General features: G+C 28.7%; 33 protein-coding genes. 29 read left to right on the forward strand and 4 right to left on the reverse strand.

The window, feature by feature from the left end; all coding sequences use genetic code 11:
* Nucleotides 1–7: 7 nt before the first annotated feature.
* The 3 genes from IO99_RS06985 (at nt 8) to IO99_RS06995 (ending at nt 1,908) form a co-directional block, all read left to right on the forward strand.
* Complete coding sequence (locus tag IO99_RS06985) at nt 8–649, forward strand: lactate utilization protein (protein WP_035131765.1); 642 nt, start codon at nt 8–10, stop codon at nt 647–649.
* 233 nt (nt 650–882) lie between these two features.
* On the forward strand, nt 883–1,563 hold the full coding sequence (locus IO99_RS06990) for a DUF1048 domain-containing protein (RefSeq protein WP_035131766.1): 681 nt from the start codon (nt 883–885) through the stop codon (nt 1,561–1,563).
* 12 nt (nt 1,564–1,575) lie between these two features.
* Nucleotides 1,576–1,908: a PadR family transcriptional regulator gene (locus tag IO99_RS06995; RefSeq protein ID WP_035131768.1), complete on the forward strand. Its 333-nt coding sequence runs from the start codon at nt 1,576–1,578 to the stop codon at nt 1,906–1,908.
* 92 nt (nt 1,909–2,000) lie between these two features.
* Here IO99_RS06995 and ygiD read toward each other — a convergent pair whose 3' ends face one another.
* The 3 genes from ygiD to IO99_RS07010 form a co-directional block, all read right to left on the reverse strand.
* The gene (ygiD, locus tag IO99_RS07000; protein WP_051823980.1) at nt 2,001–2,753 is read right to left on the reverse strand and encodes a 4,5-DOPA-extradiol-dioxygenase; all 753 of its coding nucleotides are present in this window, start codon (nt 2,751–2,753) and stop codon (nt 2,001–2,003) included.
* 180 nt (nt 2,754–2,933) lie between these two features.
* A complete protein-coding gene (locus IO99_RS07005; protein ID WP_035131772.1) occupies nt 2,934–3,278 on the reverse strand; it encodes a hypothetical protein in 345 nt (114 codons plus the stop codon).
* Between the two features lie 14 nt (nt 3,279–3,292).
* The gene (locus tag IO99_RS07010) at nt 3,293–4,279 is read right to left on the reverse strand and encodes a 3-oxoacyl-ACP synthase III family protein (RefSeq protein WP_035131774.1); all 987 of its coding nucleotides are present in this window, start codon (nt 4,277–4,279) and stop codon (nt 3,293–3,295) included.
* 397 nt (nt 4,280–4,676) lie between these two features.
* On the opposite strand from IO99_RS07010, the gene IO99_RS07015 reads away from it, so the two are divergent.
* On the forward strand, nt 4,677–5,498 hold the full coding sequence (locus IO99_RS07015; RefSeq protein WP_035131776.1) for a MerR family transcriptional regulator: 822 nt from the start codon (nt 4,677–4,679) through the stop codon (nt 5,496–5,498).
* A 180-nt stretch (nt 5,499–5,678) separates the two neighbouring features.
* Here IO99_RS07015 and IO99_RS07020 read toward each other — a convergent pair whose 3' ends face one another.
* Nucleotides 5,679–6,068 carry a carboxymuconolactone decarboxylase family protein gene (locus IO99_RS07020; protein ID WP_035131778.1) on the reverse strand — a complete coding sequence of 130 codons (390 nt, stop codon included), beginning with the start codon at nt 6,066–6,068 and terminating at the stop codon, nt 5,679–5,681.
* Nucleotides 6,069–6,460: 392 nt separating this feature from the next.
* Here IO99_RS07020 and IO99_RS07025 point away from each other — a divergent pair, with 392 nt between their 5' ends.
* The 25 genes from IO99_RS07025 (at nt 6,461) to IO99_RS07135 (ending at nt 25,691) form a co-directional block, all read left to right on the forward strand.
* On the forward strand, nt 6,461–7,693 hold the full coding sequence (locus IO99_RS07025) for an alpha/beta hydrolase (protein ID WP_084178116.1): 1,233 nt from the start codon (nt 6,461–6,463) through the stop codon (nt 7,691–7,693).
* Between the two features lie 162 nt (nt 7,694–7,855).
* Nucleotides 7,856–8,002 (forward strand): N-acetyltransferase, encoded by a 147-nt coding sequence (locus tag IO99_RS19030; protein WP_156964311.1) that lies wholly within the window; start codon nt 7,856–7,858, stop codon nt 8,000–8,002.
* Between the two features lie 225 nt (nt 8,003–8,227).
* Nucleotides 8,228–9,124, forward strand: coding sequence for an AraC family transcriptional regulator (locus IO99_RS07030; protein ID WP_035131782.1), 897 nt, complete (start codon nt 8,228–8,230; stop codon nt 9,122–9,124).
* A 353-nt stretch (nt 9,125–9,477) separates the two neighbouring features.
* Nucleotides 9,478–9,900, forward strand: a complete 423-nt coding sequence (locus IO99_RS07035) for a GNAT family N-acetyltransferase (protein ID WP_035131785.1) — start codon at nt 9,478–9,480, stop codon at nt 9,898–9,900.
* A gap of 25 nt (nt 9,901–9,925) precedes the next feature.
* Nucleotides 9,926–10,753, forward strand: coding sequence for a GNAT family N-acetyltransferase (locus tag IO99_RS07040; RefSeq protein ID WP_035131787.1), 828 nt, complete (start codon nt 9,926–9,928; stop codon nt 10,751–10,753).
* A gap of 155 nt (nt 10,754–10,908) precedes the next feature.
* Entirely contained in the window at nt 10,909–11,229 is a 321-nt protein-coding gene (locus IO99_RS07045; protein ID WP_035131789.1) for a hypothetical protein, read from the forward strand.
* Between the two features lie 110 nt (nt 11,230–11,339).
* The gene (locus IO99_RS07050; RefSeq protein ID WP_051823981.1) at nt 11,340–11,870 is read left to right on the forward strand and encodes a GNAT family N-acetyltransferase; all 531 of its coding nucleotides are present in this window, start codon (nt 11,340–11,342) and stop codon (nt 11,868–11,870) included.
* Between the two features lie 258 nt (nt 11,871–12,128).
* Nucleotides 12,129–12,752, forward strand: coding sequence for an HAD family hydrolase (locus IO99_RS07055; RefSeq protein WP_035131791.1), 624 nt, complete (start codon nt 12,129–12,131; stop codon nt 12,750–12,752).
* Nucleotides 12,753–12,843: 91 nt separating this feature from the next.
* Nucleotides 12,844–13,554: a class I SAM-dependent DNA methyltransferase gene (locus IO99_RS07060; RefSeq protein ID WP_035131793.1), complete on the forward strand. Its 711-nt coding sequence runs from the start codon at nt 12,844–12,846 to the stop codon at nt 13,552–13,554.
* A 72-nt stretch (nt 13,555–13,626) separates the two neighbouring features.
* Nucleotides 13,627–13,782, forward strand: coding sequence for a hypothetical protein (locus IO99_RS19035; RefSeq protein WP_156964312.1), 156 nt, complete (start codon nt 13,627–13,629; stop codon nt 13,780–13,782).
* Nucleotides 13,779–14,150: a GNAT family N-acetyltransferase gene (locus IO99_RS18695; RefSeq protein WP_278245233.1), complete on the forward strand. Its 372-nt coding sequence runs from the start codon at nt 13,779–13,781 to the stop codon at nt 14,148–14,150. The genes IO99_RS19035 and IO99_RS18695 overlap by 4 nt, the downstream gene beginning before the upstream one ends.
* 49 nt (nt 14,151–14,199) lie before the next feature.
* On the forward strand, nt 14,200–15,477 hold the full coding sequence (locus IO99_RS19460) for a S8 family serine peptidase (protein WP_035131797.1): 1,278 nt from the start codon (nt 14,200–14,202) through the stop codon (nt 15,475–15,477).
* A 44-nt stretch (nt 15,478–15,521) separates the two neighbouring features.
* The gene (locus tag IO99_RS07075; RefSeq protein WP_242844100.1) at nt 15,522–15,878 is read left to right on the forward strand and encodes a hypothetical protein; all 357 of its coding nucleotides are present in this window, start codon (nt 15,522–15,524) and stop codon (nt 15,876–15,878) included.
* Nucleotides 15,879–16,082: 204 nt separating this feature from the next.
* Nucleotides 16,083–16,610 carry an NUDIX domain-containing protein gene (locus IO99_RS07080; RefSeq protein ID WP_051823982.1) on the forward strand — a complete coding sequence of 176 codons (528 nt, stop codon included), beginning with the start codon at nt 16,083–16,085 and terminating at the stop codon, nt 16,608–16,610.
* A 171-nt stretch (nt 16,611–16,781) separates the two neighbouring features.
* On the forward strand, nt 16,782–17,330 hold the full coding sequence (locus IO99_RS07085; RefSeq protein ID WP_035131798.1) for a 2'-5' RNA ligase family protein: 549 nt from the start codon (nt 16,782–16,784) through the stop codon (nt 17,328–17,330).
* A 98-nt stretch (nt 17,331–17,428) separates the two neighbouring features.
* On the forward strand, nt 17,429–18,637 hold the full coding sequence (locus IO99_RS07090) for a DNA glycosylase AlkZ-like family protein (RefSeq protein WP_035131801.1): 1,209 nt from the start codon (nt 17,429–17,431) through the stop codon (nt 18,635–18,637).
* A 194-nt stretch (nt 18,638–18,831) separates the two neighbouring features.
* Complete coding sequence (locus IO99_RS07095) at nt 18,832–19,332, forward strand: NAD(+) diphosphatase (protein WP_035131802.1); 501 nt, start codon at nt 18,832–18,834, stop codon at nt 19,330–19,332.
* A gap of 21 nt (nt 19,333–19,353) precedes the next feature.
* Nucleotides 19,354–19,806 (forward strand): GNAT family N-acetyltransferase, encoded by a 453-nt coding sequence (locus IO99_RS07100; protein ID WP_051823983.1) that lies wholly within the window; start codon nt 19,354–19,356, stop codon nt 19,804–19,806.
* A 237-nt stretch (nt 19,807–20,043) separates the two neighbouring features.
* Nucleotides 20,044–20,547: a hypothetical protein gene (locus IO99_RS07105; RefSeq protein WP_035131804.1), complete on the forward strand. Its 504-nt coding sequence runs from the start codon at nt 20,044–20,046 to the stop codon at nt 20,545–20,547.
* A 38-nt stretch (nt 20,548–20,585) separates the two neighbouring features.
* The gene (locus IO99_RS07110) at nt 20,586–20,972 is read left to right on the forward strand and encodes a hypothetical protein (RefSeq protein ID WP_035131806.1); all 387 of its coding nucleotides are present in this window, start codon (nt 20,586–20,588) and stop codon (nt 20,970–20,972) included.
* A 155-nt stretch (nt 20,973–21,127) separates the two neighbouring features.
* Nucleotides 21,128–21,577: a helix-turn-helix domain-containing protein gene (locus IO99_RS07115; RefSeq protein ID WP_035131808.1), complete on the forward strand. Its 450-nt coding sequence runs from the start codon at nt 21,128–21,130 to the stop codon at nt 21,575–21,577.
* Between the two features lie 135 nt (nt 21,578–21,712).
* Complete coding sequence (locus tag IO99_RS07120; protein WP_035131810.1) at nt 21,713–22,663, forward strand: DUF2935 domain-containing protein; 951 nt, start codon at nt 21,713–21,715, stop codon at nt 22,661–22,663.
* Nucleotides 22,664–22,982: 319 nt separating this feature from the next.
* Complete coding sequence (locus tag IO99_RS07125) at nt 22,983–24,308, forward strand: MATE family efflux transporter (RefSeq protein WP_035131813.1); 1,326 nt, start codon at nt 22,983–22,985, stop codon at nt 24,306–24,308.
* A gap of 28 nt (nt 24,309–24,336) precedes the next feature.
* Nucleotides 24,337–24,624 (forward strand): metal-sensing transcriptional repressor, encoded by a 288-nt coding sequence (locus tag IO99_RS07130; RefSeq protein ID WP_035131814.1) that lies wholly within the window; start codon nt 24,337–24,339, stop codon nt 24,622–24,624.
* A gap of 284 nt (nt 24,625–24,908) precedes the next feature.
* On the forward strand, nt 24,909–25,691 hold the full coding sequence (locus IO99_RS07135) for a GNAT family N-acetyltransferase (protein ID WP_035131816.1): 783 nt from the start codon (nt 24,909–24,911) through the stop codon (nt 25,689–25,691).
* The last annotated feature ends 46 nt before the right edge of the window (nt 25,692–25,737 follow it).

The raw sequence follows: 25,737 nt of genomic DNA on the forward strand, positions 1-25,737 counted from the left end.
ACTTAAGATGGATAACAATACTTTATGGTATATGGAGAAGAGAATTGATAGAACTATAAAAAATCTGAACAGAAGAAACATGGATGGATTATTTGTTAAAGATAAAAATGAGCTAATAACGCTTTTAAAGAAGCTAATAGATGATAATTCCACAGTAGGAGTAGGAGACTCTATGACACTTTTTGAAACAGGAGTTATAGATTTTCTACGCAAAGGTGATTATGTATTTTTGGACAAGTATAGAGATGGAATAACTAGTGAAGAGAAAAAGGAAATTTATTTAAAAAATTTTTCTGCAAATACATTCATGTGTAGCACTAATGCATTAACTGAGGATGGGGAACTATATAATATTGATGGTAATGGAAGTAGGGTTGCACCCATGCTTTATGGTCCAAAGCAAGTTATTCTAGTAGCTGGAATAAATAAGATTGTAAAGGATATAGAGGAGGCAGAAAAGAGAGTTAGAAATTATGCTGCTCCTATTGATGCCAGGAGGTTAAATAAAGATACTCCATGCACCACCTTAGGTTATTGTGTAGATTGTAAAAGTACCAACAGAATATGTAATGATTTCACAATTATAAGAGGTCAGTTTATTAAAAATAGAATAAAAGTAATTATTGTGGGAGAACAACTAGGTTATTGATAATCTGTATAGTGTTTAAAACTATAATTATAGTACAAAAAAATAGCTTAATTAAATAGGCTATTTTTTATATGTGTAGAAGTCACATATAGTACTTAGATATTCTCTTTAAATAGGTACAGTTTTTATTGACAAAAATACTACCATGCAATACAATATAGAAAAGGACTATTATGTATTACAATATACCTTGTAATGAATGGTACTGAGAATAAGTTTTGGAGGGGTAGTTTATGAAAACAAAACAGTATATAAAAGAGGTTAATAAGTTTATTAATAAACTAAGTAAAGAAAATGAGGAAAAGTTTGAAAATATATTATTTAAAATACGGTTTTCAAATATTAATGATCATGATGCTGAAGAGTTTATACACCATTGTCTAGATTTATTTTTACAAGCTGAGGAAAGAGAAATTGACGTAGAAGAAGTACTAGGAAATAGTGATATAAATTCCTTTTGTGATGAGTTTATATCAGAAACAATAGAAGGGTACTCTATACTGGAAAAAGTATACTGGAAGATTTCTAAACTACCTATAATACTAATTATTTTTACAGGCGTATTTGAAATGTTTGTTGGACAATTAATTGAAGGCTGGGTAAATAAAACAACACTATTTACAGTTTCAGTTACAGTTTCAATGTTAGTGAATACATTACTTGTAATTATCTTATCCAATTATTTATTATCTAAAATACAATATATGTATAATGTTTTTAATGGAGAGGATAAAAAGAAAGATAGAAAGATAACATTTTTATTATGGATAGGCTTTTGCATTATAACAGCTATATTTGTATTAACTAAATTATTTTTGACAAAGGTACTTTTTGAAGTAAACTATTTAATATTCATGGGCATACTTATAACTATTTATTTGATACAGTATTTCTTTGAAAATAAAAATCAATAGAAGGAGGAAACCATGAATAATAAATCACAGTTATTAAAGGGAAGTTTAGAGGGCTGTGTTCTTAAAATTATAGACTTAAAAGATGAGATTTATGGATATGATATTGCTAGAATACTAAAGGATAATGGTTTTACTGATATTTCTGAAGGAACATTATATCCACTATATACACGCCTACAAAAGAATGGTTTTATATCGTCAAAAATGAAGGAGTCTCCACTTGGCCCTGCTAGGAAATATTATAGTTTAACAGATAAAGGCCGTGAAGAACTAAAGGATTTTGTGGATACTTGGGAATATATGAGTAAAAATATAAATGATATAATTAAAGGGAATATTCAGTAATATATTTCTTAATATTTAAATATATTCAATAATTTATATAACCATAAAATCCTTATATATTAGTATACTTTGGAGGCGGTAATGTTAAACTATTATTTAAATAAAAAGCTTAACATTGATATAGATTTATTTTGAATACCTTTATAGAGTATTTCTATTGTATCACTTTTATCCACCATGCCAAGTATATATAGTAATGGTAAATAGTGATCCTTAGTAGGAATGGCGTTGTTTTTTTTATCTCCATATTCAATTAGGGATTCAAAGTTTCTTGATTTTAGATTTGTTACTACTTCATTTTCAAAATCAATAGCCCATTGATATGGAGTAGTATCATAATTCATATCTGCTAAGTATAAATTATGGACAATGTTTCCACTGCCTAATACTAAGATATCATGCTCTCTTAAAAATTTTAATTTTTTACCCATTTCGTAATGATATATAGCAGGTTGTGCCATATCAATACTAAGGGCTACTACAGGAACATCAGCCTTTGGATACATATGTTTTAAGATTGACCAAACTCCATGGTCAAGACCATATGTATCAATAGGTTTTATGTCAAGATCTTTAAGCACTCTACTGATTTCAGGAAAACCTGGACATGGATATTTTATTTCATATAATTCATTTGGAAAACCATAAAAATCATATATAAGTTCTGGATTTTGGGATGTAGTAACTGCAGTGGCACCGTCTGACATCCAGTGAGCAGTAACCACCATTATTGCCTTTGGAGTAGGTAGAGTCTCACAGATATTATAAATACTTTTTGTGTAGCTATTGTCAGTTATTATATTCATTGGTGAACCATGCCCTATAAAACCCATTGGGAATTTCATAATATCACTCCTCGTCTTAATATACTTTATTATATAACTTAATTTTATTATATCAAAAATAAGGTGAAATATATTTAATAATTATTTTGATTAAAATTTATAATATAGAAGAGATAAGTGGTAAATATCTAATCATGTCGACAAGCTATTTACCACTTATTTAAAATTAAGATATGTATTTTATAATTTAGATAAATCTGATATAAATTCAATATCTACATTTAATGAACTTAACACCCTTTTTAATTGCATTGCAGCAATAGCTGAGCTTGGTGGTGTTGATACTATGTTTTTAAAACCAGTAGCCTTATACATTTTAATGCAGTTCTCAAGAATTGGAATCATTTCTGCTTTTGATGTTGATAATTCAGAACTTTCAAGTGCAAGAGTAAAGCTTGATGGAGTTATAGACTTTACAGCATTATTATAATCATTTAAGAAATTTTTGCCATCCTCCTCTTGAAAAAATCCTCCTACAGTGATAAATAAGACCTTCTTAGCATTATTAACTTCTACTTTATACATTTAAAATTCCTCCTTTAAAATTTATATAAAAAAGCTCCCATTGTGTATCCAGAACCAACTGAACAAAAAATAACGAGATCTCCCTTATTTATCTTTTTAGTTTCTATAGCTCTATTAAGCGCAAAAAACGGACTGGTGCATCCAGTATAACCATATTCATCTGCAACAAAGGTATAAGTGTCACTACTAACCTCTAAATTTAATTTATTTAATGTTTCTTTTATATCAGCATGGGAAAACTGTGAAAATAAGAAGTGTTTTACATCTGTTATAGATTCATTTCCTTCTTTTAAGAGTTTATTGATAAGTTTTACCCATTCATCACTAAAGTAAGACACATCATGATTTACCCAAGCATATTTTTTACTATCTATAGGCAGTTCTTCATCATATATATGGGATAATCCACATTCAGGGAAAACCATATATTTATGATTTTTAGAATCAGTATGGAAGGCAGAATTAAGAACCCCACCAGTTTCTTCATCATTAGTAAGTAATATTGCAGCTGCACCATCTCCAACAGTAGAATTTACTAACTCACAATCACTTTTGGCAAGGAGTGAGCCATATGAAGCACCAACGATTAAAGATTTTTTATATTTACTTTTAGATTTCATATAGGTCGCAATGCTATCTATAGCTGTTATCATTCCTATACAATTATCGTTCATGTCATAAGTTAAATCGCAGTTACATGCATCTATAGCATCTCGTATCAAAAGAGCGTTAGTAGGTATTAAATGTTCTACAGAATCACTAACAAATACAATAATATCTAATTCAGAAGCCTTAATATTAGCTTTTTTCAAACAGGATTTAGCAGCTTCCACACTCATAGTAAGAGAATTTTCTGTATTATTATCAACTAAATACCTAGACTTCCGTCCTAAGTGATTTAAAAGTTTTTCTAAATCATGTCCATATTTGTTAATGAAGTGTTGATTCTCTATTCTTTTTTTAGGATGATATATTGATACTTCTTGAATTTTTATTCCCATAAAGTCCTCCCCATTCACATTTGAATTTGATGTTTAAATATATATTACATATAAACAAAATGGTACAATATATATGTAAAAATTATAAATATAGTAAAAAATATATTCTACTGAATTTATTATTCTACAAAAATTTCAAATAAAATAAATTTTTAATATAATATAGTATTATATTTTGATACCACTCTATTATTATCGTCACAATTCGATTTACTTTATATGTTTTATAATTTATATTCTTACTTTATTAGAAGCCGATATAAATTTATGCAAAGAGAGGAAGTTGGATTAACCTATAACTTTTTTATAGTAGTTGACTCTTGGGTTACCGAAGGGTTTATAATAATAATAGATGGCAAGGTGCACACTTGTAGAGCTTATTTGTTGAGGTGAAGTTATGTTTAAGATTGGTGAATTTTCGCGTATGAGTGGACTTTCAATTAATACACTGTATCATTATGACAATGTAGGAATTTTAAAACCTATATATATAGACAAATTTACTGGTTATAGATACTATGATGCAAGTCAACTTATAACCATAAATAAAATAATTGCTTTAAAGGATGCTGGATTTTCACTTGTTGAAATTAGCAATTTCTTTAATAATAATTCTAGTAATGAGTCGCTTATAGAGGTTTTGGAAGTGAAAGCAGATTTACTTGAAAAGGCACTAGAACTAGAAACAAGTAGGCTTCAACGTCTTCGTACAAATATATTTTTAATAAAGAATGGAGGCATACCTACTATGAATGAAATTTCAATTAAAAAAGTAGAAAAAATCTTAGTTGCATCATTGCGAAAATGTTTTGTGAAGGATGGTAATCAAACTTATGATGAATTTTGTGAAAGCCTATGGGCGCAAGTTAATGAATATATAGATAAAGTAAAAGGAAAACGTACAATTCCGTGTATGACACTTTACCATAAAGACAATACTTCAATACAGGACATGGAAGTTGTAGAACCTATAACAAAATTAATCCCAGAAGGTGATAATGTTAAAGTGTATGAACTGCCAATGATAGAAAAAATGGCTTGTATAGTTCATAATGGCTCATTCGCTACAATTGGAGAAACCTATGAAATAATGTACAAATGGATTTCAGAAAATAAGTATTCAATCTGTGGACCAGTGCGTGAAATATACCATGAAGGTGAATGGGTAACAGATGATCCTAATAAATACGTAACGGAATTACAATTTCCTATAAAGTAATATAATTGACTTTTAATAAAGTTGAACTCAATAGGTCTATATAAAAATAAATAGAAAATAAATATTAGAATACCGTATTATTCTTTAAAATGAATATACGGTATTTTAATTTGTTTTATTTAGATTGGTAGTGAAATCATATGTGTAATCATGATTTTATGGTTAAATATAATAAAAATTTTATTCTTGCTTTTCTTTTGCTAAATTTATTTCTTCAAGTCTTTTCTCAGCAGCTTTTATTGCTTCAACACCTGTTTTGCATAAAGGATTAATACCTTTAACAATAGTTACAATGACAAAGGCTTCTACTAATTCTTCCATGGTTAAGCCTGCTTCTATGGCAGCAACTGCATGCGCTTTTGCCCCACTTACTTCATCATCCAAACTATCTAATATTGTAAAAATTAATTCCCTAGTCTTTTTAGATAAATGCCCATTTTGGACTGACTCACGCATTACTAAATATCCATTTAAACTATCAGGAGAATATTTAGATAGGATTTCAGCAAAGGGAGGACTCCACTTTAATTCATTTTTATAGTAATTAAGTATATTTTCTAAATCATTCATAATTAAATTACTCCTCATTTTGTTATTAATATCTCGAAATTTAAGTTTAAATTAACTATTTTATCTACAGTATAACATATTGTAAAAATTTGTTTTGTATGCATTAGAAGTATGACTTATGTAAATTACAAATGTATAGAAATTTTGCATGATATGGTATAATTTCCTTAAATCTGATTTTAAAGTGTAAACATTTACTGCGTATAAATTAATTTATACAATTTACTCTATAATATATAGTTTTAATAGATATTTTAAGAATTAATTAGTATAGGATTATGATAAGGATTAAAGATAGGAAGGAGAAGTTAATTATTTTCAGCATGAATTATAAAATGGGGATTCACTTTATTTAGAAAGTAGTGAATGAAAGCAAGGGAGTAAAGAGTGATATGAAAAAATCTTTATTGAAAAGTAAGGTTATTATTGAATTAGAAAAAAGGGTTAAACAGAATGGACATAAGGCTGTAGAAGAATTTATACATGATTTACAACATAAGGGTTCTCCAATAATAGAACATATAGAAAATGATGATAAGAATAGCTTAGTTACTTTTATATATGAAGGGAATAAAGAGTGTAAAAATGTTTTGTTTATACCTGATATAGGATTAGATAGATTTAAAGATAACTATAGAGATTTTCAAATGGAAAAAATAATGGAAACGGATCTATGGTTTATTACTTATGAAGTAAGAAATAATTTAAGATTTATATATTACTTTTCACCAAATGATCCATTGGATGATTATTGGAATGAAAGATTTGGTAGTAGAGTTAAGTATGATAAGTTTTGTAAAAGAGCATTGAGTTTTGATAAAGAGAATCCAGAAGATAAAGGTTCTTATGTATTAATGCCTAAGTCGCCTGAAGATATTTGGTCAACAAAAATAGAAGATGTACCAAAAGGAAAAATAGAGGAACATAGGTTTGAAAGTAAAAACTTAGGGGATAAGCGTAGAATCAGAGTTTATACACCTTATGGATATGATAAGAAAGAAAAACCTTATGGATTTATGGTTTTAACTGATGGTGATGATTATATCTCTACTCTTTCTGCAATAGAAACTTTGAATAATCTTATTGCCGCTAAAGAAATACCACCTATAGTTGCTATATTTATTGATTCAACAAAAAATAGAGGAAAAGAACTAAAGTGTAATGATTCATTTTGTAAGTGCATTGCAAGGGAGGTAATCCCATGGGCTAAAAAAAATTATAATATTTCTAGCATGCCAGAAAAAGCTATAATTTGTGGACTTAGTCTAGGAGGATTAACAGCAGCTTATTTAGGGTTAAACTATTCGGAAATTTTTGGAAATGTCCTTTCTCAATCAGGTTATTTTTGGTATAATTCAGAAGACTATGTACCTAATGAGGATTGCTGGATGAGCAAAATGTTTAAAGAAGTAAATACGCTCAATCTTAAATTTTACCTAGATATGGGGGTTTTAGAAACTAAGTATAAAATTATAGATCCTAATATAAATTTAAGAGATACATTGATATCTAAAGGATATAAAGTTGATTTGCGATGGTTTAATGGAGGACATGATTATTTATCTTGGGGAGAAACCTTGGCACATGGATTAATTTCACTTATAGGAATAAAGAAGAAATTATAAGAATATAGCAATGTGTACATTAGGAAGGTAAATAAGAACAGTATTCTTTGAAATGGTAATAGATATAAATATATTAAGAGTATGTTATAATATGTATAAATATGCAATATATAAATTTAAATTACATATAAGCAGTGAAACTTACAAAAGGAAAAGTACAATTTGAAAAATACAGAGCTTTCAGTTCTCAAATTTAATGAAAGAGCTATAAGATTATATAAAAGTTTAGATTTTAAAGTTATAAATGAATTCATAGGAAAAACAGTTAATGGAGAAATGGAATTTATAACTATGTCAAAAGAATTATAAATAGAGTTCTTAGTATCAGTACTTTCGATACTTAGAACTCGTTGTCTATTAGGGTAAATCGTTATCAAAGGACGTAGCAGCTCTTTACTCTGACTTTTAAGAAGCTGGGAGTATTAGAGCTGGTAGTCATCAGATAATTATTGACTACCCTACATATTTGAACTCAGAATGCAGGGTAGTCTTATATTTCCTTTGTTACAATTAAATATGAAAGGGGAAGGTAAAATGGAATGGGTTGATAGAATGACAGCAACAATAGATTATATTGAGAATCATTTGACTGATGATATTATGTATGATGAAGTAGCAAAAATTTCTTGTTGCTCAATGCATCAATTTGGACGTGTTTTTTCTTATGTTGTAGGGGTATCTTTATCTGAATATATTCGTCGTAGAAGATTAACTCTTGCAGGATTAGATTTACAAAGTAGCAATAAAAAAGTTATTGATATTGCTATAAAGTATGGATATAATTCGCCCGATGCATTTACTCGTGCTTTCGTCGGAATGCATGGTGTAACTCCTAAGGTAGCGCGCACTTTGGGAGTAAAACTTAAAGCCTATCCACCCATCACTTTTCATATTTCAATAAAAGGAGATGTTGAGATGGAGTATCGTATTGAGGAAAAGAAAGAAATAAAATTGGTTGGACTTGTTAAACAAATAAAGAGGCAGTCTGCTAATGCTGAAGCTAATGATTGGAAAGAAGCTTTAGGTGAAGCATGGGATATTTGGGATGAATTTTTGGATGGTGATATTGATAGGAAGATAGCATGTGAATACAAACTTTATCGCAGCCCCATGTGGCAGATGGGTTTCACCAAAACTTTAGAAAATGGAGAAACTATACTGGCTATTGGTGCTGAAGCTGATGAAAATGTTTTAACGGATTTGCAAAGCCATACTATACCAGCAGGAAAATGGGCAGTATTTACTGCAAGAGGAAGCCTCAATGGCAAGGCGCACCCAATTGATGTCATGTGGACAAAAATAACAGCAGAATGGCTTCCTAACTGTGGATATGAAAGAGCAGCAGACTATGAACTTGAAGTTTATCTACCAGGAGATACAAATGATGATGATTATGCCTGCGAAATATGGGTTCCTATTACTAAGAAGTAGATATATATATCCTAAACTTAAAAATATCTATAAAAAATAAATATTCGTTGGTTAAAATACCGTAGTATTCAGTAATGATTACACGGTGTTTTTATTTTATGATTTAACTATATAGTAAATTGTATAATTAAAATAATATTATTTGAGAGTTGGATAACATGGTATTTAAAATATAAATTACTATAAAAATATATAGAAAATAATTTGGTTCAATATGGTATAATTTCATTAAGTTTACTTGTTTTATAGGTCACATATAGGAAAAAGTATTATGAGTTTTAGTGTTTAATGTGATGTTTATTTAAAATAAAATAATTATTTAAATAATGAAAAGTAGGAAGGGGCAAGTATAGATGATATCATATAAAGTAGGATTAGAAAATATTCAGTGGGATAAACTTTTTGACCTATATAAAAGAGTTGGATTATTGAAACGGTTTATAGAAAATAATGAATACCACAAAATTCAATCAGCATTTAAAAATAGTTATAAAGTTGTTATAGCATGGGATGATGAAAAATTAATAGGAGCCTGTAGAATGATATCAGATGGCATATGTTATGGCTCAGTATTTGATGTGGGGGTATTGCCTGAATATCAGAAAAAGGGTGTAGGAAAGAATTTAATGAACACACTTTTGGAAGGAGAAGACTATATACCTATTCATCTTACCGCTACCTTTGGAAATGAGGATTTCTACAAAAAAATTGGTTTTAAAAGGCATAAAACGGCTTACTCTAAATATCCATGGGAAACCATATATACAGAAGAATAAGCATGTTATGGAAGGAGTAGTATAAATGGAGTCTAAAGAAATATTAATGCTCATAGATAATATATCTCCCCATGCAAAAGAGTATGTAAAAAAAGCATTTGAAAATAATCGAGTGGATATAATATATTCTGTATCAACAGAGGAAAACAAAGGAGTATTTATAGCTGTTGATAATAAAGATTGTTGCATTTTTTATGCTTATTTTCTTAATGAAAACAATATAGAACAAATTTTAGATATTATAAAAAATAAGACTAAAGAATATATTATAAAATTTGACTCAAAAGAAATATGCTTTAACGTGTACGGTAATAATCTAAAAATAATTAATGAAGTGAGAAAATTAGGTTTTAAATTAGATATTGAAGGATATCATCTTGAATTCATTGGTAAAGAGTTACCCGAGTTAAATTGTTGTAATTTAATTGATAAAGGATTCAAAAGTGATATGTTAAAAGAATTTATTAACTTATTTGATAGTTCATATTATCAGTTAAATATAGATAATGGTTGGCAGGTAAATACTAATGCCATAAATGAAGAACAATTTTACAAAAAGCTTATTGATTTAGATGAGCATAGCCAAGTACGTTCATTCTGGATGAATAATGAGTTGGTAGGTGCATATATTTTCTGCCAAAACTATATAACTGATATTGCAGTTAAACCTACAGTTCAAAATAAAGGATATGGAAGTTATATATTAGCACATTGTATTAGAAATATGAGTATGAATGAATCTATTAGAAACATAAGACTTCGAGTAGCTAAGTCAAATACTGGTGCTAAAAAGTTATATGAAAGAAATGGTTTTATTGAAATTGCTTATTTTTCAGAACATACATATGAATAAACATGATTAGCGTATTAAATTTAATACCTCAATTATTTGTAGTGATGTTAGTAAGTAAATATAAAAAAAGAGAGAATAAACAATATTAAATAGTTCATGATATTTTTATAAATGATGCATTTCTAAGATAGTGAAGCAAATTTAAGGAGGAAATTATGAATGATATAGAACAAGTATTACAGACAGAATATAGTGAAGAATTTGATAAACTAAGAAAAAATAGAATGTTCGTCAGTTATCATAAATACGGTCCTATAAAAAATAACTATGGTGAGGGTTTAATTAATTCAATTGAAAATCTAGAAATAAGATTAAAAAAGTATAAAGAAACTGGTAATACGGAATTTTTAGTTGATATTGCAAACTTCGCAATGATCGAATTTATGTATCCTAAACATAGTAATGTTCACTTTGATAGTGAAACCCACGGTACTAGATTAAAGGGAATGACTGTTAATGATTTGAAACAGTTATGATACATAATTCAACTACATAGTTAAGAAGCAAAAATAATGGTTGATAAAATTCTAGTGTAGATAAATGAGTTAGATAGAATATTTATTTTTTAGATATAACGGAGGTAAGAATGATTAAGGATATTATTAATGAAAAAGGATTTAATATAGAAACAAGTAGGTTACTTCTTGTGCCTATTTCAGAAGAATTTGCATATGATTATTTTACTGAATTTAATGATGAAATAACAAAATACCAGTATCCAGAGCCTTTTAAAAGCCTAGATAGTACAAGAAAATTTATTGATGAGTTTACAAAACTTAAAGAATTGGGAACAAATTTGGTGTGTTGTATTTTAGATAAAGAATATAAATTCATTGGAAGTATAGAGATTCATCTGATAGACACTAAAACTCCTGAGGTGGGTTTATGGATACGAAAGAATGAACAACGTAAGGGGTATGGATATGAAGCTATTACTGGTCTAACTGACTTTTTTCGTGAACATATGGATTTAGATTATTTTATTTATGAGGCAGATCGTCGTAATCCTAATAGTATTCAGTTAGTTAAAGCTCTAGGTGGAATAGAAGTTGGATTCAATAAAGCAGAAAGTAATTGTGGAAGTACTTTAGAGTTGAACATGTATTATATTAAATAGTAAGGTTATAAAATATCGGATTATTCAGAAATGAGTATACGATATTTTTTTATTTTCTAATTTTACTACATATACAAATATATGGATGATGATCCGGTATAATATGGTATAATTTTATTATGATTACTATTTCTAGAGAATGCTATGGAGGGAGTTTAATGATACATTTAAAAGAAGTTACGGAGAAAAATTGGAGAGAAGTTAACTCACTAGAAGTAGTAAGTAATTATAATTATTCTATTAAAGAGAAGGGAAAATATGAAAATGGATAGTATTATTTTTGATTTAGATGGAACTATATGGGATTCAACATCTAGTGTTATAGATTCATGGAATAAAACTATAGGTAACTATGATGAGGTGATAAATAAACTTACGCTTGATGATATGAAGGGTGTTATGGGGTTAGTAATAGAGGATGTTGCATTAAAGTTTTTCCCATATTTAGAAGAAGAAAATAGACTTAAAATAGTTAAGCATTGCTGTAAGGATGAATGTAATCATTTAGGCAAACATGGTGCAATTCTATATGATAGGGTAGAGGAAACTTTAAAGGAATTATCTAAAAAATATAAATTATTTATTGTTAGTAACTGTCAATGTGGATATATAGAAGCCTTTTTTAAATCACATAAGTTAGATAAATATTTTATAGATTATGAGAATGTAGGAAGAACAGGTTTAAGTAAAGGTGAGAATATAAAACTAATAATAAAAAGAAATAACTTAATTAGTTCAGTATATGTTGGTGATACTGAGGGAGATTTAAAAGCATCACGAATTGCTAATATACCCTTTATTTATGCACAATATGGTTTTGGGGAAGTTAAAGAATATGATTATGTAATTAATAGCTTTCACGAACTTTTAAAGTTTGTGTAACACTATAAGAATATATATTTATAATTTGAAATACATAGATTTATTAACAATCTGTAGGGTGTATTGTGAAGTAAAAGGGGGAGTATAATCAATGAAACCTTATGAGAAATTAGCAAAGTTTTATAAAAAAGGTTGGGGAAAAGATAGTATTAAATACTGCGATTTAATTTACAATGTAATTAATATTTACAATCTAAATATTAATTCAGTTTTAGATGTTGCTTGTGGGACAGGCTTACTAGCATCAAAATTATATAATGAAAATTTTGAAGTTAGTGGAATTGATATTTCAGAAGATATGATTAATATAGCAAAGGAGACTACAACGGGAATAGAATTTGCAGTTGCAGATATGGTAAATTTCACTTTGAATAAAAAATTTCAGCTTATAACTTGTGCATTTGATGCACTAAATTATTTAGTAACGGATTCTGATATGAAAAGAACTTTAAAAAATATTTTTTTACATTTAGAAGATAACGGGATTTTTATATTTGATATTAATACTCCAGTTTTATATGAAGAAAGACATTTTGGAATAATTGATAGAAATTTTGATAATATAGAATTCAAACAGATATTAGAATATGATAAGGTAAGTAAAATAGGTAAAACTGTCTTTGATTTTGGTGATAATCAGTGTGAAACACATATTCAAAGGGCATATACTGTTGAAGAAATGGATGCATTTCTTTTGATTTCAGGTTTTGAAATAATGAATAGGTATAAAGATTTCAGATTATCTCCAATTGATGATAAAGCATATAAAATATTTTATGTGGTCAAAAGGATTAACTCATAATCTTCATGAGCTATAAAGCTAGGAAAGCTGAAGGAAAAGTAATAATATATACCTTATTTTATGGAGGAGACTATGATTAGAATTGAAGGAGACAAGATTTATTTAAAAACATGTACTAGAGATGAATATCATGAACACTATAAATCCTATGTTACAGATCCAATTATGGATCCAAATACCTATATTTATGATAAAGAAAAGGTTATAAAAAGTATGATTCTATTATAGAAAAGGAATCATGGTATCCTAGGGTTGGAATTTTTTTAAGGGATGGAAGAATCGTTGGAGAATTATCTTTTAAACGAATTGACTATGAAAAAAGTAGATGTGAACTTGGGCTTGCCCTTGCCAATAATAATTATAAAGGATTAGGGTATGGAACTGAAGCAGTTAAATTGGCAATAGACTATGTATTTAATACATTAAAACTTAAATGTATATATGCTGATACAATGGGCTCAAATAAGAGAATGCAAAGTATATTTAATAAATTTGGATTCGAGTTTATAAATAAAGAAGAGCATTTTTATGATATGCATGATAGATGGGAAGATAAGTTAAATTATATATTAAGAAATACAGAGGTACTGTACTAACTAAAGAAGATGATAATATTGGGGAGAAAAATGAAAGGGTGGATATTAAATGAAAAAAAAGTTAGCAATAGTGTTGTTGGTAGCAGTATTTGTAATAAATATCACTGCCTGCAATAATAAAGTTAACAGCAAAGAAACAACTTCTACTAATAATAATATTAAAGAAGAGGTAAAAATTGAAAGATTTCCGTACATGGCTGATTTTGGAAGAGGGAGTATAAATAACATTGAAGAACTCAAAGATGAGTGGGGAAAAAATATTAGTGATTTAAGAGGATATGACCTTGAGAAACTTGATTTATCTGGGGAGAAAGATAAGCTTTTAAATTCAGTGTTTGATAGTAAAACAAAATGGCCAGGGAAACTTCCAGAGGAGTTTAACCCTGAAAGTTTTTTAGAGTTTCATATAAATCCAGGTCTTGAAATAAAAAAACTTCATGAAAGAGGAATAACTGGTAAGGGAATAAACATAGCATTTATCGATTATTCTCTTTTAGTAAATCATGAGGAATATCATGATAGAGTAAAGATGTATGAAGAAATTCATTATGAACCAGAAGAAGCACAGATGCATGCTCCAGCAGTGGCATCAATTGCAGCAGGTAAGAATACTGGAGTTGCATCGGAAGCAGATTTGTATTTTATAGCATGCGAAAACTATAACTTTGTTAATAGTGAAATGGAACTAGACTTTTCTTGGACAGCAAAAGCGATTGAAAGAATTATTGAAGTAAATAAATCTTTGCCAAAGGATGATAAGATACGAGTTTTATCTATATCAGCAGGATGCAAGCCTGAAAGTAAGGGGTATAACGAATTTATAGAAGCGGTTAAAAAAGCAATTAAAGAAAATATATTTGTTATAACAGTAAATATGTTTGACACATATGAGGATAAGTTTTATTTCCATGGATTAGATATAGATTCCCTTGCAGATAAAGATGATATTTCTAATTATAAAGTTACAGAATGGAATAAGTGGGTATCGAAAATAGAGCATATTGATGAACTTAATAAGTATTATGAAGAGAAATTTAATATGGACAAACCAGAAGAATTACTACTTATTCCTATTGATTCTAAAACAGTGGCTAGCCCTACAGGAGAGAAGGATTATGTATTTTATAGAGAAGGGGGATGGAGCTGGTGTATGCCTTATCTTGCTGGACTTTATGCTTTAGCTTGTCAAGTAAAACCAGATATTACGCCAGAAGAATTTTGGAAACAAGCTCTTGCAACAGGAGATAGCAGACAAATAGAAAAAGGAACAGAAAAATATAAGGGAAAAATACTAAATCCTGAAAAATTAATCTCTAGTTTTGAATAAGAATAGTAATATTAAATACTTGTACATTAGGGAGGAATAAGAAAATGAGTATAAAATTAATAATGCAACCAAACCCATGTGCATGTGGACAAGCATGCATAGCTATGCTTGCGGGAGTGTCAGTTGATGAAGTTATTAAAAATATGCATACACATGGGCCAACATCCATTGGACAGCTAATTGAAGCTCTTGATTTTTATAACATTAAACATGCTGATAAAAATGTAAGATTATCTAAAAAGAATCCTAAGATTTCAGAAGTAGCAATTTTGACAGTACACATGCCAAAGTATACACATTGGATAGTACATTATAAGGGCAAATTTTATGACCCGGAGTTTGGGCTTCTTGAAGAATGTCATCCTGATGGAAAGATAACATCATTCTTGGAGATTTATTAATATAGGTATATCTGATATTTATTCTAAAAATTATAAAAGTGGCTACTTCCATTTTGAAGTAACCACTTTGCTTTTTCTTGTAGAATAAATTAACTTATATATAAAATATATACATAGCATTAAAATAAATGTTACAATGAAAACATGCTTAAGCAGTGGTTATGTAGGTGATAAAGTACTGATAATTTTATAGGAGGAAACCACATGGAGTATTTTGATATTTTAAATAGAGATGGTAGTAGAAGTGGTAAAATAGCACCAAAAGATGAAGAGCTTTTAGAAGGACAATATGATTTAGGAGCACATGCATATATACATAACTCAAAGGGAGAATTCTTAATTCAGAAAAGATCAAAATCAAAACAGTTCTTACCTGGTGGATGGGATATTCACATGGGACACGTTATAGCTGGAGAAACAAGTAAAGAGGCTATTATTAGAGAGATACATGAAGAATTAGGTATAAAGATAGATGATATAATTTTTCTTAAAAGAGTTTTATGGGAAAAATACAATCATTTCATTGATATTTTTGTATTATGTAAAGATATTGATATTTCAGATTTAACCTTACAAAAGTCAGAGGTAGACGATGTTAAATATATTTCAGCCCAAGAGATGATTAATTTGATAAAATCCATGGACTACAGACCAGAAGAATATAGAATAATCATGGAGTCGTATGTTAAAGAAATTATTTTAAACTTTAAATATAGTAATACAAATTTATAACTATTTATATATGAAAATAGTTATATAGGAAACTATACAAATATATAACTATTTAACTATTTAAATAGTTGTTGTCATACCAAGGGTTTCAGCGATTTTGATGTTTGAATAACATGAAATTCATAGCCACATTCATAATAAATTGTCTTTATATATTGGAGGAGAATTAGCATGAAATATGCAATAGAATTATATTTTGATAAGGAAACAGAGGAAAAAATTCTTAAATTGGCTAAAGGAATTGCAAGAGAGAGAATCAGTGAAAAATATTTAGAATGGAAGACTCGTCCTCATATTACCATAGCTATATTTAATGATATTGATATTGAAAAGTGTGACAAGTTATTAAAAGAAATAGCTAAGGATACAAAATCATTTCCCGCTTTGCTTTCTAGTATTGGGGTGTTTAATAATACCCGAACTGTATATCTTGCACCAGTTGTATGTGGTGAATTAATTGCTTTACATAAAAATATACACGAAACTTTTGCATTTTGTGATCATAGTGGTTGGGAATATTACACAGCTGGACAATGGGTACCTCATTGTGCCGTTATGCTGGGAAGTGAAGATAAAGAATCAGCATCAGTGGAAGCTACAAAATACGTAATCGAAAACTATGAGGTTTTTCCAAACAGTAGATATGAAGAAATTGGTTTTGTTGAAGTTGTAATGCCTGTAAAAGAAATAAAACCTCATAAGCTCAGTATTTCTATGTAACTATAATTATTATAAGAAGTTTTGTTAGGAGAATTTATTTTAAAATCTAGTCTTAAAATTGAAAATATGATAAATAAAAATTTTAGTGAGGAAGTAATATGAAAAAAATTACTATGTCAAAGGGTGAATTGAGAAAATTCCTGGTGATGTATCAGGGGCTATCTTCACCAAAATCTTTTAAGGGTGAAGAGGGTATTAAGAATTTTATAAATAGAGTAGGGTGCATACAATATGATCCTTTAAATATGGTAGGGAGAAATGCTGATTTGGTGCTTCAGTCCAGAGTTGAAAATTATAACCCTATGATGCTAGAAACTCTTCTTTATAATAAAAGAGAACTCATAGATGGCTGGGATAAGATGATGGCTATCTATTCCATTAAAGACTGGCCTTATTTTGAAAAAGTGAGATTAAGAAGAAAAGAAGAAACTGAGAGAGTATTGCATCATAGAGGTTCAATTGAAGCAATTAATCATGTGGATGTAGCAAAAGAATATATAGAGAAAAATGGTGCTACTTTGCCTTCAAAGCTGGATATTGGACGTGTGAAAAGTGGAGTTTGGGGTCATGGGAAACTTTCCAGCGCTACCATGGACTATATGTGGAACAGCGGAATTTTGGGCGTTAAAGAAAAGAAGAACACACAAAAGGTTTATGACTTGATAGAAAACCTATTGCCAAAAGAGCTACTGGATGTGAAGGAACCTTTTAATAATGATAATGATTTTTATAAGTGGTATGTTAAAAGAAGGATAGGAAGCATAGGGATCTACTGGGATAGAAATGGTGGAGGATGGCTTGGTCATTTTGTATCTGATAAAAATCTTAGAAAGAAAATATTAAAGGAGCTACTAGAAGATGGTGAGATTATACTTGTAAAAGTAGAGGGACTAAACGAAACTTTTTATATTAGGGCTGACGATACATTAATGTTAGATAATCTTAATTCTAGTATTGATAAAAAAGCAAATTTTATGGCTCCACTTGATAATCTTCTTTGGGACAGAAAGTTAGTTAAAGATATTTTTGATTTTGAATATAGTTGGGAAGTATATAAACCTGTTTCAAAGAGGCAGTATGGATATTACGTATTGCCTGTTTTATATGGAGATCAACTGGTGGCAAGATTTGAACCAGAAATGCATCGAGGAAATGAACCATTGATAATAAAAAATTGGTGGTGGGAAGAGAGATATCAGGTAACAGAAGAAGCTATGGCTGCTATGATGGAATGTTTTGAGATATTTTGTAAGTATTTGAAGGCGGATGGATTAGAAGAAAGTTCATGGAGGAAAATAAAAGGCTAGACTATAGTTAATTTTTATTATGTAAAGTAATTGCTAGTAATTTACTAAGGAGTGATATATATGATTATGCCAACACATATTGTTACAGGAGCAGGAGTAGTTGAAAATGATAAGAATGTTCAATATCTAGCATATGTTACAAATCCAGAATTTGATTTACAAGTTAGTAGAAAGATATAAAGGGGAATTCTTTTATGAAATTTATTTATTGTCCTATATGTGGTAAAGAATTAGACGAAAAAAGTATTGGGGATGAAGGATTAGTAAGATATTGCATAGATTGTGATAAACCATATTTTGATGGTCCTGCCAGCTGTGTTGAAGTTCTAGTTATTAACGAAAATAATCAGATATTGCTATTAAAGCAAAATTATATTTCCAAAACTCATTGGGGAGTAGTTTCTGGTTATGTAAGTAATGGTGAAACATTGGAAGAGACAGTAATAAGAGAAGTTTTAGAAGAAACAGGTCAACAAGTTGAAAAAATGCTGTATGTAGAAAGCTATTACTTTAAACCAAATGAGTTAATAATGGCTGGATTCATTGCCTTTGTTAAGGCAAAACCATTTAATAATTCTAATGAAGTTGATGATATTATGTGGTGTGAAATTGATGAAGTTAATAAATATATTGCAAGAGTAAATAATATGTCTGGCATTCATTTTGATAATTCAATGAAGTTGCTAAACTTATAAATATTACAAAGGAAGGGTTTTATGAATAAATTTATTTTAACGGAAGAGTTAATTGGACAAGTAAAATTACCAAAAGGAATTTATATTAGGCAATTTAAAGAAACAGATTTTTCTTCTATTCAACTATTATACGAGAAAGAAGGATGGATGACATTCTTAAAAAGATCAGAAGATGCATTAAAGGCATGGAAAAATTCTAATATTGCACTTGTTGCATTAGATGGAGGTATAATAGTTGGGTTAATTCGTGCATTAACAGATGGAGAAATCACTACTTATATATCTGAAATTATAGTTGATAATAGCTATAGAGGAATGGGGATAGGAAAAGCTTTAATTGATATATGTCATAATTTATATCCGAATACAAGATTAGATTTACTTTCAACGGATGGAGCGGACGACTTTTATCAAAGAAATAGTTTTAGAACGAATATGGGATTTAGAAAGAGTTATTCTTTGGTAAGAGAATGATGTTATGCCTGTAAAAGAAATAAAACCTCATAAGCTCAATATTTCCATGTAATTTATTTTATCATGAAAAGTAATGATCAGTAATTGATTAAGGAGTGATATATATGATTATGCCAACACATATTGTTACAGGAGCAGGAGTAGTTGAAAATGATAAGAATGTTCAATATCTAGCATATGTTACAAAGCCAGAATTTGACTTGCAAGTTAGTAGAAAGATATAGGGGTAATATTTAGATGAAAAAAATCTGTTTATTTAATGTAATTTCTATAACTTATATATTAATGATAATTTTATTGATAGCTATAAAATTAGCTTTAAATCTATCACTAATTGGAAATTATACTAATACAGCTTTATTTATATTGGGGTTATATCTTGTTATTTTATATATAATTAAAGAAACACAATCTAGTAAAGTGATTGGATATGTGGTGTTTATAGCGATCTCATTTTTAGTTATAACTTCTCAGTTATTATTCCTTTCTAAAAAGGAGTTATATTTTCAGGCGCCTAATAGAGCAAATACTATAATAGTTGTTGAAAAATCATCGCTATTAGATGGTTATAGTACTATATATGAAAAAAAGTATTGGTTATTTAAGAGAAGTGTAAACTGGAATAGGATAGAGGGGCTTAATAATTTTTCAAGTGGACAATATACAATTGAATGGATTAGTGAAAGTTCTGCTATTATAAAATGTGCTGGTGAACATTATGGACAAGTTAATATAGATTAATAGTTTTTCAATTAAGTTATAAAAGGAGAGTATTCATAATGAAAGTTACTTTAAATAATTATTATATAAAAAATTATGAAGATAGAAATAAAAAGCAAAATTCAAAAGGAGAATTTTTAAAATTATTGGAAGAATCAAAAGCTAGTAATACTGAAATAAAAACATCAGGTAAAAGGAAAATAGAGTACATACTTGAAGGTGGTATTATAAAAGTTTATGTTAGTGATGGTAAAAATCCACCTAAGTGTATAAAGAGTATTCCAGCAAAATCTGCATCAAAGGAATTATTGGCAAGAGTGAAATGCTTAACAATAGCAGATTCTTTATACATTAATGAATTAATGAAGTCTAAAGGGGAATCTGATGAAAAGGTAAGTGGAGATACTGCCATTAATGAAGAGAGCATGATAAATAATTACGATTAAATTAAATATTTTAGGGGTGATAAGGAAATACGAGAGAGTTAGAATGTTAAGTTTAGTTGACAAATTTCCATTTTAACTTGATAGAAAAGGTGTTTAGTGTTTAGTATACTATAGCTACAAGTTAACTTGGATTTTAGGAAAGGCTGGTGATAGTTATGTCATTAGGCGAAAAATTATTATATTTACGTAAAAAGGAAGGTTTATCTCAGGAGGATGTTGCAGAGAAATTAGGTGTATCTCGACAAACGGTAAGTAAATGGGAGACCGACCAAACGGTTCCTGAACTTATTAAAGCAAAATTACTAAGTCAACTTTATAATGTAAGTTATGATTATCTTATTAGTGGAAGCCATATTAGTGGTGATGTTACTGGCATTGAAATGATAGTTGATGAAATTGATTGGACAGGTGCGTGGAGTAAAAAGTATCCAATTTTGGCTTCATATCAAGGTATAAAAGGGATAAATACTTATAGTCAGAAAATATCTGAGTTATATGATGCTTTTAAAATTGAGTTTGGGTTTGACGACGTAGATACTGTTTTAGTTTTAAAAGATATTCTTTACCAAAAGTATAAAATGGAAAAAAAGAAAAACAACCAATAAGAGCGTAATTTGTGGTAATTTTAATATTAACAAGGTGTATTAGTATATTTTGTAATAAAAATTAATTAAATTCCTTTGTCAGTATATAAGTATAAGCATATATTGTTAATGAAGTATTATTTAAAGGGAGAAAATATGTTATCTAAGGAGAAGTTTATTAAACAATCGCTAGAATTAAATCTATTCTTTTTAAGAATAATGAAGGAGCATCTAGTTTTTGTTGGTGCATCATTAATGCCTAGATCTCAAAATTACCTTCATTATGCAGATATGTTAAAGGAACAACTAGATGGATTGCTTAGAAAGACTATAAAATTATCTAGTGGAATTATCGATACCAACATTGGTAATACAGGAGAAATAATTACAAACTATACACTAGAAGCAGAAAGAGCTACAGAATTTTACACTGGAATTAATATCAATACAAATACAACTGAAATGGAATTATCTTTAGGAGATTATCAAAATAGTAAAACTCTAGATGGTTTATCAGAAGAAGTATTTTATTTAAATAAAGAGATTATTCCTGTAGTAAATGAAACAGCTAAGTTAAAAAATAAAATAAAAGTAAATGTATTAAAGTGCAAGATGTTTACAGGTTCTTATCCCCTTTTAGTGGATCATATTTTAAGAGAAGCAATGTTCTATCTTAGAATGTTAGGAAGGTTACAAGAAAGAGTTGAGATGGACATTAATAAGGAAATGGCTGATCAGGAAGCTTTCTGGAACAGAATTATGGCTGAACATTCAAAATTTATTAGAGGCTATTTAGATCCAACAGAAGAGGAATTATTTAATGTTGCTGACATGTTTGGTAAGCAATTTGATAGATTGACAGAAGAAGCACTTACTATGCACGATAATACAATTTCATTAGCACATATATCCACTGTGACTGAGGAGAGTAGAGAGGCCACTAAAGACATTAGAGATTTCAAGATGAAAGGAACAGAAGGATTATTAAATTGTAAGATTAAGTCCATAATTTTACCGCTCTTAGGAGATCATGTTCTAAGAGAAGCAAATCATTATCTAAGATTGCTAAATAATTACAAAACAAAAACATATTCTTCATATAGATAAAATTGATATAGGAATAAATGGGTTTCTAAAATACTGTGAAATTTAGTGATGAATTTTACGGTATTTTTATTTTTCAATAATTAACTTGTAAATAAGCTACTTATAATTTATATGGTATAATTTACATATAATAAGCGTGCAAAATGGTATTGAATATAGGCGATTAATTTATCATATGCATTAATAAAGTCAAAGAAAATATTTTTAGTTTGGTATTATGAAGTTAAATGGATAATTTTACAAAAATTCTTGAAGTGTATTTTAATAAATGATACCCTTGTATTATCCCCTATGGGGGGATAATATAAGGAGGGATAGAATGAATTGGGTAAAGAAAAATAAAGATAATATTATTACTATATTTTTATTATCAATTCCTGTAATAGTAGAAAATATTCTTCAAACACTACTGGGAACGGTAGATACCTACTTTGCAGGACAGATTAATGATAGTGCAATTGCAGCAATTAGTGTAACTAATTTAATTGTTAATGTGTTCATTGCTTTTTATACTGCTATAAGTATAGGAACTAACGCAATTATTTCAAGAAATGTTGGGAGATGTGATTTTGAGGAAGCAAATGCCACCATAAAACAATCCAATATATTAGGTATTATAATAGGAATATTGGTTGGAGCAGTCAATTTAATATTTTATAAACCGATATTAATGATTTCAGGTGCTTCAAATGAAATATTAAGTTATACAGTACCATATTATATGGTTGTTGCAGTACCATCAGTATTTCTTTGCTTATCACTTATTCTATCAAGCTGTTTAAGAGCAACTAAAGATACTAGTACACCAATGATAGCAACAGGGATTGCTAATGTGTTAAATATATTTTTAAATTACATTTTTATAAAATTAGGATTGGAGATTCTGGGGTTAGGTTTAGCTACAACTATTTCACGTATGATAAATGTTTTGATTCTTACATTAAAGCTAGTAAATGGTAGTGTTATTAAGCTTGATTTGATAAATATAAAGATTAAAAAAGATATAATTAAATCCATCATGAGAATTGGAATACCAGCTGGAATTGAAAAATTAGTTATGAGATTAGGTCAATTAGTATACAATAGCATGATTATTTCTATTGGTATATCAGCATATGTAGCCCATAATATAGCAGGCAATATTGAAAGCTATTCCTATATACCTGCAATGGGTTTGGGGGTTGCTACAGCTACTCTTGTTGGTATAAGTCTTGGAGAAGATAATACTAAGAAAGCTAAAAATATTGTTATTTTATCGGATTTCATCGCAACTATTTTTATGGTTTGTATTGGAATTATATTTTTTATATTTGCCCCACAATTTGCAAGGATATTTACAGATACAAAAGAAATACAAGAAATGGTTGTAAAAGTATTAAGGTTGATTGCGCTATTTCAGCCATTTGCAGCAATTACCCAAGTATTTACCAGTGCATTGCAAGGTGCTGGAGATACAAAGTTTCCAATGTATGCAACACTAATAGGAATTTGGTGTGGAAGAGTAGTAATTGGATATTTACTAGGAGTAACATTTAGATTTGGATTATTGGGAGTATGGCTTGGGTATGCTTTAGATATTACAATTAGAGGTATAATTTTATTAAAACGTTTCTTAAGTGGAAAGTGGCAGAAAATCAACATATAATTAAAATATAACAAAAGGAGATAAATTTATGAGTGATGAATATGGACATAACCATACACATAAAAATACTAAAGCTGTAATAAATAGATTATCAAGAGCTATAGGACATTTAGAGGCAGTGAAAAAGATGGTTGAGGAGGGTCGTGATTGCAGTGAAGTATTAGTACAGGTCTCAGCAGTGAAATCTGCAATTAATAATATTGGTAAAATAATTTTACAAGATCATATTGAAAATTGTGTTGTTGATGCTGTAGAAACAGGAGATAAAAAAGTTCTCACAGATTTAAATGATGCAATAGGTAAATTTATTAAGTAAATCCTAAAATATTTTTAATAATACTAATTACAATTAGTTTAAATATCACATGTTCTAAAAGGAATGTGTGATATTTTTTCATTTAATAGCCAAGCTATATTACAATTCAAACATTGAAATGTAAATAATTAATGTTGGAAATAGAATTGTAGAAATTAGAAGAATGTGATATATTTAGGACTTTCATTAAAATTATATGTTATAATTTTCTTAAAGAATTATTTGTAATTAATTTAAATATATAGTAATTATTCAAAAATAGATATATTAGGGAGATTTATATTATGAAGGCAGAATTATATGAAAAAATGTTGGAAACTGAATTGAAATATATAAAATGTTTTTCAGATTATGCTGAACTGAAGAAATCAATCATTTTCACAGACAAAAAACTACTTGATATGTACATGCATAATTTCACTTTTCTCAAAGAGTCAATGGAGATGGGGGAACTAAGAAGCTTTATTGAAAATAAGCTTGGTGAAATGCAAAAGTCAAATAATGAACATTTACATATCATGATGAATTATAGTGTGAAATGGGATGAGTTAAAAAACTTGATTCAAGAGCCTGAGATTACAGAATACTGTTTTATGGCTATAGAGCCAAAAGATTTTAAGAAATTAAAAGTAAAAGATGATTGCATAGCTTTAAAAGCAGATACTCTTGAAATACTTGATGATGGATACAAAGCAGATGTACAGGCCAATAAGGCAGCTATGGGAGAAGAGTTTGTTATAAAAAGAAGCAAAAGAAAGATGGAAGTATATAAGGACAATCCTGATTTGAACCTTTATGTATGCTACAAGGGAAAGGAACCTATAGGTAAATGTGAGCTTTTCATAAAAGATGGCATTGCAAAGATTGAGGATTTTGATAGTATTGAGGAATTTCAAAAACAAGGATATGGTACTTCTATGTTGCATAAATTGCTAGAAGAATCTCTTAATGCAGGAGCTGATATAGCATACTTAATAACAGACAATTTCGATACAGCAAAGGATATGTATAAAAAATGTGGATTCTCAATATGCGGTATTAAGACATCTATATTATTTATAAGGTAGTTATAGATTATAACATGAATTAAAGTAGATAGTTGGGGAGGAAATA

Origin of the sequence: Clostridium sulfidigenes (assembly GCF_000732635.1) — a bacterium.
In the GTDB taxonomy this organism is placed as follows: Bacteria; Bacillota; Clostridia; order Clostridiales; family Clostridiaceae; genus Clostridium_J; species Clostridium_J sulfidigenes.

Bases quoted from the DNA above. Each gene is read 5' to 3' on its own strand.
- IO99_RS07035 (WP_035131785.1), top strand. From the start codon at position 9,478: ATGATATCATATAAAGTAGGATTAGAAAATATTCAGTGGGATAAACTT.
- IO99_RS07010 (WP_035131774.1), bottom strand. From the start codon at position 4,279: ATGGGAATAAAAATTCAAGAAGTATCAATATATCATCCTAAAAAAAGA.
- IO99_RS07040 (WP_035131787.1), top strand. From the start codon at position 9,926: ATGGAGTCTAAAGAAATATTAATGCTCATAGATAATATATCTCCCCAT.
- IO99_RS07080 (WP_051823982.1), top strand. From the start codon at position 16,083: ATGGAGTATTTTGATATTTTAAATAGAGATGGTAGTAGAAGTGGTAAA.
- IO99_RS07025 (WP_084178116.1), top strand. From the start codon at position 6,461: ATGAAAAAATCTTTATTGAAAAGTAAGGTTATTATTGAATTAGAAAAA.
- IO99_RS07015 (WP_035131776.1), top strand. From the start codon at position 4,677: ATGTTTAAGATTGGTGAATTTTCGCGTATGAGTGGACTTTCAATTAAT.
- IO99_RS06990 (WP_035131766.1), top strand. From the start codon at position 883: ATGAAAACAAAACAGTATATAAAAGAGGTTAATAAGTTTATTAATAAA.
- ygiD (WP_051823980.1), bottom strand. From the start codon at position 2,753: ATGAAATTCCCAATGGGTTTTATAGGGCATGGTTCACCAATGAATATA.
- IO99_RS07005 (WP_035131772.1), bottom strand. From the start codon at position 3,278: ATGTATAAAGTAGAAGTTAATAATGCTAAGAAGGTCTTATTTATCACT.
- IO99_RS07050 (WP_051823981.1), top strand. From the start codon at position 11,340: ATGATTAAGGATATTATTAATGAAAAAGGATTTAATATAGAAACAAGT.
- IO99_RS07135 (WP_035131816.1), top strand. From the start codon at position 24,909: ATGAAGGCAGAATTATATGAAAAAATGTTGGAAACTGAATTGAAATAT.
- IO99_RS07075 (WP_242844100.1), top strand. From the start codon at position 15,522: ATGAGTATAAAATTAATAATGCAACCAAACCCATGTGCATGTGGACAA.
- IO99_RS07105 (WP_035131804.1), top strand. From the start codon at position 20,044: ATGAAAAAAATCTGTTTATTTAATGTAATTTCTATAACTTATATATTA.
- IO99_RS07060 (WP_035131793.1), top strand. From the start codon at position 12,844: ATGAAACCTTATGAGAAATTAGCAAAGTTTTATAAAAAAGGTTGGGGA.
- IO99_RS06985 (WP_035131765.1), top strand. From the start codon at position 8: ATGGATAACAATACTTTATGGTATATGGAGAAGAGAATTGATAGAACT.
- IO99_RS07055 (WP_035131791.1), top strand. From the start codon at position 12,129: ATGAAAATGGATAGTATTATTTTTGATTTAGATGGAACTATATGGGAT.
- IO99_RS07045 (WP_035131789.1), top strand. From the start codon at position 10,909: ATGAATGATATAGAACAAGTATTACAGACAGAATATAGTGAAGAATTT.
- IO99_RS07110 (WP_035131806.1), top strand. From the start codon at position 20,586: ATGAAAGTTACTTTAAATAATTATTATATAAAAAATTATGAAGATAGA.
- IO99_RS07115 (WP_035131808.1), top strand. From the start codon at position 21,128: ATGTCATTAGGCGAAAAATTATTATATTTACGTAAAAAGGAAGGTTTA.
- IO99_RS07130 (WP_035131814.1), top strand. From the start codon at position 24,337: ATGAGTGATGAATATGGACATAACCATACACATAAAAATACTAAAGCT.
- IO99_RS07085 (WP_035131798.1), top strand. From the start codon at position 16,782: ATGAAATATGCAATAGAATTATATTTTGATAAGGAAACAGAGGAAAAA.
- IO99_RS19460 (WP_035131797.1), top strand. From the start codon at position 14,200: ATGAAAAAAAAGTTAGCAATAGTGTTGTTGGTAGCAGTATTTGTAATA.
- IO99_RS07020 (WP_035131778.1), bottom strand. From the start codon at position 6,068: ATGAATGATTTAGAAAATATACTTAATTACTATAAAAATGAATTAAAG.
- IO99_RS19035 (WP_156964312.1), top strand. From the start codon at position 13,627: ATGATTAGAATTGAAGGAGACAAGATTTATTTAAAAACATGTACTAGA.
- IO99_RS07090 (WP_035131801.1), top strand. From the start codon at position 17,429: ATGAAAAAAATTACTATGTCAAAGGGTGAATTGAGAAAATTCCTGGTG.
- IO99_RS07030 (WP_035131782.1), top strand. From the start codon at position 8,228: ATGGAATGGGTTGATAGAATGACAGCAACAATAGATTATATTGAGAAT.
- IO99_RS07095 (WP_035131802.1), top strand. From the start codon at position 18,832: ATGAAATTTATTTATTGTCCTATATGTGGTAAAGAATTAGACGAAAAA.
- IO99_RS06995 (WP_035131768.1), top strand. From the start codon at position 1,576: ATGAATAATAAATCACAGTTATTAAAGGGAAGTTTAGAGGGCTGTGTT.
- IO99_RS07100 (WP_051823983.1), top strand. From the start codon at position 19,354: ATGAATAAATTTATTTTAACGGAAGAGTTAATTGGACAAGTAAAATTA.
- IO99_RS07120 (WP_035131810.1), top strand. From the start codon at position 21,713: ATGTTATCTAAGGAGAAGTTTATTAAACAATCGCTAGAATTAAATCTA.
- IO99_RS07125 (WP_035131813.1), top strand. From the start codon at position 22,983: ATGAATTGGGTAAAGAAAAATAAAGATAATATTATTACTATATTTTTA.